Here is a 4618-nt window from a genome sequence, read left to right as displayed (position 1 = left end):
AAAATGCGACAGTAAACGCGAGACTTAGAGAGTTTACAAGTGCCGCTTCAACTCGTTGAAAGTAAACGCTTTTCCTGGGCGCTCTGGTCGCTTTGGAAGGTCAGAGATGTGTAAAACCGCATGGATTCAGCCAGCCTAACACTAATGCTGTCTGCACAAGCACGTTGGTCGGCAGGCTGCGGGCTGCTCAGGAACTGGCCTGCAAAAGCCGTTTGCACTTCCAAGCGGTACTCCTATTGAGCCGGCAATTGTGTTCTTGAAAAATCACGCGTGGCCAGCATATGGCCGAGATGAAATCGACCGATATGAGATCGTTGTCGCGCGAGGCGCGGCATGAGCGGCGCGTGCAGGTGATTCGGCTGCGGGTTACACGTACGACGAGATTGCGGTCAGGCTTACAACCTGCGAGGGGATACGCCTCCCAGCGTTCATCAAGCTTTGATTGCACCCTGCTTCCCCTTGTTTTTCTCAAAGCCCAAATGAGATACGCCCGGGGTTCCCAAAAAATCCGGCATATCCTCTGCAAGCCTATAATTGAAAGAAAATATATCCCTTGCAGCAGTCGAGCTTCGTTTATCCGGCCCGGTAAAACTCCACGCTCTGTCCCGCATTGACCGCCCGCTTGAGCCACGATGGCATCTCGCCCTGCCCATCCCACGTGAGCCCCTCAGCATTGCGGTAGCAGACCGCTGGCGGTGGCGCTGGTGCGGGTGGCGGAGGCGGATCGAAGCACCCCGCCGCTTCCAGCTCTTCCAGCGTCAGCCCATAGTCGGCTATCTGGTCCTGGATCCAGCGGATCGCCGTCGCCCGCTCATTGATGGCTGTCATCGTTGTCGTCACTGCTCTCGCTGCCGTCATCCGGATTCAGGGCGGCGGCAGGCGTGCCTTGTTTTTCGTCCTGTTGTTCGTCCAGTCTTTCGGCCGGCTTGTCGTTCGGCTCCGCGCTCGGCGCCCGGCTCCCGGCCTTGCGTCGCCGCGCACCACTGTCTCGCTCAGGCGGCGCCACCCGCAATTCTGCCAGCAGCTGGCGCACCAAAGCCGCTTCGGCTTCGGCGCGCTCAGCCCGGCGCTGCGCCGCGGCCAGATCCGCCTGCACGGTGTCAAGGTCGCCGACGGACTTGCGCTGTGCCTGCTCGGCGTCTGCGAGCCGATCGGCGAGCGTCGCGAGCTGGGCTTCGAGCCGGGCGCGGGCCTCGGCCTGGGCCACCGCCGCGTCGCGGGTCTCGCTGCGCGCCGCCACCAGTTCGACGCGCAACGCTTCGGCCGTGCGCTCGCTCTTCTGGCGCGCGGTACGCTCCGCATCCAGTTCGCGCAGGCTACGACGCTCGCTGGCCTCGGCCCGTTCCTGCGCGAGGGTCACCTGCTCGCGGGCGCGCTCGAGCTCGGTCGAGAACTGGGTGCGCAATTCCGTCAGCTGCCGTCCGGCGGCCTCCAGTTCCGCCCGCCCCGCCTCCAGCCGCGCCTGGGTCGCGGCATGCGCCTGCCGCTCGGCGGCCAGATCCCCCTGCACGGCCTCATGCGCCTGGCGCGCCTCGGCCAGCTGCGCGGAGACTGCGGTCACCTCCCCCCGCGCCGCCGCGGTCTCGGCCCGCGCGGCGTCACGTTCGGCCTCGGCGGCGCTGGCCGCATCGCGGGCCTCGGCGCGCAGCGTGGCCAGCTCGCCGGTGGCGGCCTCGTTGGCCGCCTGCCAGATGGTCCGCACGGCCTCGGCGGCAACCTGTTTCAGGGCGTCCGGCAGGTCCGGATGCTCGATGGTGACGCGCGTGCGCCCGCGCAGTTCCTGCCAGAACCCCTGCAGCACCTCGGCGGGCGTGCCCATGCTGCCCTTGCGCACCAGGCTGTAGAGCTTGTTGGCGGTGGGCGTGACGCCATAGCGGAAGAACAGCAGGCCGCAGACCTCGCGGTAGAGCGCGCGGGTTTCGGGGAAGCGCGTGCGCAGCTCGGCAATGTCGTTGGCCATCGCGGCCTGCAGCGCGGCGTCGTGCAGATCCAGGTCGGCAGCGGGCATCAGGGCAAAATTGAGCTAGTTGTTCAATAAATATTACTACGTAATACGTATTAAAGCTAACTACATTGACGATATTATAGACATAACTGCGCTTATGTCTGTCAACATGCTATATTGGCGTATACAGCATGTGTTTCAGCCGACACCCTTCATGGAACTGCTCCCGATCCAATCTTCGGACGGCCCGCCCGCCCCACACCTCACCCCGCTCGAGCGCCTGCGCCTGACCCCGGGGCTGTCCGGAGTGGCCGGCAGCAACCGCGCCCCGGCCACCGCCACTCGCATCGCCGCCGCCGACGACCTCGCCGCCGTCACCGCCTGGCTCGCGCGCTATGCCGACAGCGCGGCGACGCTTGCCACCTACCGGCGCGAAGCCGAGCGGCTGCTGCTGTGGGCCGTGCTGCAATTGGGCAGGCCCCTGTCCTCGCTGACGCACGAGGATCTGCTCACGTACGAGCGTTTCCTTGCTGACCCACAGCCGGCCGCGCGTTGGGTCCTGGCCGGCAGCAAGAAGAAACTCGCGCGCGGCCACCCCGACTGGCGCCCGTTTGCCGGGCCGCTGTCGCCCCGCAGCGTGCGCCAGGCGCTGGTCATCCTGAACGCACTGTTCGCCTGGCTGACGGAGGCGGGTTACCTGGCCGGCAACCCGCTCGCGCTTGCCCGCCGCCGGCGCGCGCCCGCGAAGGCGCGCATCACGCGGTATCTGAGCCACGACCTGTGGGAGACGGTGAAGGACACGGTGGCGGCCATGCCGACTGACACCGCACGCGAGCGCCTGCATGCGGCGCGCTGCCGGTGGGTGCTGACCGTGCTTTACCTGGGCGGCCTGCGCGCCTCCGAGCTGACCGCCACCACCATGGGCGCGTTCTTCTGCCGGCGCGATGCCCAGGGCATCGAGCGCTGGTGGCTCGAGGTGACCGGCAAAGGCAACAAGACCCGACTGGTGCCGGCGACCGACGAGTTGATTGCCGAACTGGCGCGCTACCGCCGTGCCCACGAGTTGCCGCCTACCCCGCAGTTCGGGGAGACGCGTCCACTGGTGCTGCCGGTGATTGGAAAAGCGGGCAGCGAAAAACCGCTGTCACGCGGCGCGCTGCACCTGATTCTGAAGGAGGTATTCGGCATGGCCGCGACGCGCCTGCGGGGGCGCGGGCCGGAATGGGAACCGCAAGCCGCGGTGCTGGCCAGCGCCTCGGCGCACTGGCTGCGCCACACCGCCGGCTCGCACATGACCGATCAGCAGGTCGACCTGCGCTTTGTGCGCGACAACTTCGGGCACAGCTCGCTATCGACGACGAGCGGCTACCTGCACAGCGAGGAGGATGCGCGGCATGAGGCCACCCAAGCGCGGCACCGCATCGGTTGGACCAGCAAGGCCTAGGATGAGCCCGCATCACCAAACCGCACAGGGCAAAGCCATCTATTGTCACGGCACCATCGTGGCAAGCTACCTGCATTGCGACTTTCCCTCCCCCCCGGCGTCAGAATAGTTGTCGTGTTACCTGATTTCGATTGACCCAGTCTGGGGGCGGTAGAGTCAGAGTGAATGAGAGCTTATTCAGCAGAGAGAAGGGAGGCGCTGTTGCGCCGCATGATGCCCCCCGAGAACGCGTTGGTGTCGGCGCTGGCAAGGGAGACGGGAATTACTGAGCAGACGCTGTATGCTTGGCGTCGACAGATGAAAGCGCAAGGAGTCCCGGTGCCGGGAGATGGAAAGAACCCCGAGGCCTGGTCCTCGGAAGACAAGTTTGCGGTGGTGCTGGAAACCGCGCCGCTCAATGAAGCGGAATTGGCCGAGTATTGCCGCCGCAAGGGTCTTTACGCGGAGCAGATCGCTGCCTGGCGGGAGGCCTGTCGATCGGCCAATGCCAACGCCGGTGAACAGGCGCGAGAACAACGGCTTCAGTCCAAGGGTGACAAGAAGCGCATCCAGCAGCTTGAGAAGGAATTGCAGCGAAAGGAGAAGGCGCTGGCGGAAGCGGCCGCGTTGCTGATCCTGAGAAAAAAAGCCCGGGCGATCTGGGGAGAAAAAGAGGACGACTGATCAGCGTCCCAGATCGCCGGTTGTGTATATCGTTGATTCGTGAGGCAGAACGCTCTGGCTGCCGACTGGCGCAGGCTTGCGACGAGTTGGGTCTGAGTTTGCGCACCTTCCAGCGCTGGGTTCAGGAGGGCGATGAGGTGGTCGCAGATGCTCGCACCACCACTGAGCGGCCGGCGCCAGCCAACAAGCTCAGCGAGCCGGAACGCCAGTTAATTCTCGAGGTAGCCAACAGCGTGGAGTTTGCCAGTTTGCCGCCCAGCCAGATCGTACCGACGCTGGCGGACCGCGGGCAATACGTGGCCTCAGAGTCGAGCTTTTATCGCGTCTTGCGTAGTGCGTCGCAGCAGCATCACCGCGGTCGAGCGCGCAAGCCCTCGGCCCGGGTGGTGACCAGCCATTGCGCCACCGGACCCAATCAGGTGTGGAGTTGGGACATCACCTGGAGTACGCCCAGCCAGCGTAGCCCGCCCGTTTGGGGGTGAAGCTGCTTGAGCATGTTTGGAATGCAGGACCCGGCGGAATTGAAATTGTGCAGTACCGGGGCATGCCCTTCCTCTGCTGCGAGA

At 65.1% G+C, this 4618-nt stretch carries 4 protein-coding genes and 2 pseudogenes; 3 read left to right on the top strand and 3 right to left on the bottom strand.

The features are described from left to right. Positions 1–47: 47 nt before the first annotated feature. The gene (locus DN412_RS43705; RefSeq protein ID WP_161564135.1) at positions 48–224 is read right to left on the bottom strand and encodes a hypothetical protein; all 177 of its coding nucleotides are present in this window, start codon (positions 222–224) and stop codon (positions 48–50) included. Positions 225–290: 66 nt separating this feature from the next. Here DN412_RS43705 and DN412_RS46190 point away from each other — a divergent pair. Further along, a pseudogene (locus tag DN412_RS46190) lies at positions 291–401 on the top strand (IS630 family transposase); the annotation flags it as partial. A gap of 172 nt (positions 402–573) precedes the next feature. Here DN412_RS46190 and DN412_RS42210 read toward each other — a convergent pair. Further along, the gene (locus DN412_RS42210) at positions 574–828 is read right to left on the bottom strand and encodes an H-NS histone family protein (RefSeq protein WP_115216905.1); all 255 of its coding nucleotides are present in this window, start codon (positions 826–828) and stop codon (positions 574–576) included. Continuing rightward, positions 812–2008 carry a DNA-binding protein gene (locus DN412_RS42205; RefSeq protein WP_115216904.1) on the bottom strand — a complete coding sequence of 399 codons (1197 nt, stop codon included), beginning with the start codon at positions 2006–2008 and terminating at the stop codon, positions 812–814. The genes DN412_RS42210 and DN412_RS42205 overlap by 17 nt, the downstream gene beginning before the upstream one ends. 151 nt (positions 2009–2159) lie before the next feature. Here DN412_RS42205 and DN412_RS42200 point away from each other — a divergent pair, with 151 nt between their 5' ends. Together DN412_RS42200 and DN412_RS45375 are read left to right on the top strand one after the other, a co-directional pair. Further along, positions 2160–3389 carry a tyrosine-type recombinase/integrase gene (locus DN412_RS42200; protein ID WP_115216903.1) on the top strand — a complete coding sequence of 410 codons (1230 nt, stop codon included), beginning with the start codon at positions 2160–2162 and terminating at the stop codon, positions 3387–3389. Between the two features lie 165 nt (positions 3390–3554). Beyond that, a pseudogene (locus DN412_RS45375) lies at positions 3555–4495 on the top strand (transposase); the annotation flags it as partial. Between the last annotated feature and the right edge of the window lie 123 nt (positions 4496–4618).

Source organism: Cupriavidus lacunae (genome assembly GCF_003353055.1).
Lineage (GTDB): Bacteria > Pseudomonadota > Gammaproteobacteria > Burkholderiales > Burkholderiaceae > Cupriavidus > Cupriavidus lacunae.
Note: the sequence above shows the minus strand (reverse complement) of the source record. Positions and strands in the feature narration are given on the sequence as shown.